1 pseudogene is annotated in these 654 nt (G+C 83.8%); it reads right to left on the bottom strand.

Annotated elements, in window-relative coordinates:
• Positions 1 to 654, bottom strand: a pseudogene (locus tag Q7L73_RS28615) (hypothetical protein); the annotation flags it as partial.

Raw genomic sequence — 654 nt, 5'->3', positions numbered from 1 at the left:
GGGCGGGCGCGGCGGCGCCGCGGGTCGCGCGGGCGGCGGCGGCGTGGGCGTCGGCTATCGCGGGGCTGGGCGCGGCGAGCGGGGCGAAGCCGGGAGCCGAGCCGGCGCCGGCCAGCTCGGCGGCGACGAGGCGCGTGTCGGCGGCGAGGCGCAGTGCGTGGTGGTCGCCGAGCGCGCTCGCGAGCTGCTCGATCCGCGCGACCGTGTCGCGCACAGCGGCGGCGCGGCCCAGCTCGCCCAGCAGCGACAGGCTCTGCAGCAGCGCCGCCAGCTCGACGGCGCGATCGCCCTCCGCGCGGGCACGCGCGGCGAGCCCGTCGGCGGCGTCGAGGCGGCCGCGGGCGCGAGCCGGGTCGCGGCGCGAGCCGATCAGCGCCAGCTCGACCTGCGCCCGCATCCGCAGCGGCAGCTCGCCGGCGGACGCCTCCGCGCTCTCCCCCGCCGCCAGCGCCAGCCGCTCCGCCTCCGCCGGATCGGCCCACGAGCGATCGACCGAGAGCCGGGCGAGCAGCCGCGCCCGCATCGCCTCCTCGGCGGGGGTGGGGGCGGCGTCGGCGTCCACGGGGGCGGGAGCGGCGTCGGGCGGCGCGGGCGCCGCGTCGGCGGGCGCGGCGTCAGCGGGCGCGGCGTCGGCGGGCGCGGCGTCGGCGGGCG

The sequence above is a fragment of the Conexibacter sp. CPCC 205762 genome, assembly GCF_030646155.1.
In the GTDB taxonomy this organism is placed as follows: domain Bacteria; phylum Actinomycetota; class Thermoleophilia; order Solirubrobacterales; family Solirubrobacteraceae; genus Conexibacter.
The sequence above is the reverse complement of the archived record's forward strand: the minus strand, read 5'-3'. Positions and strand labels throughout refer to the sequence as shown.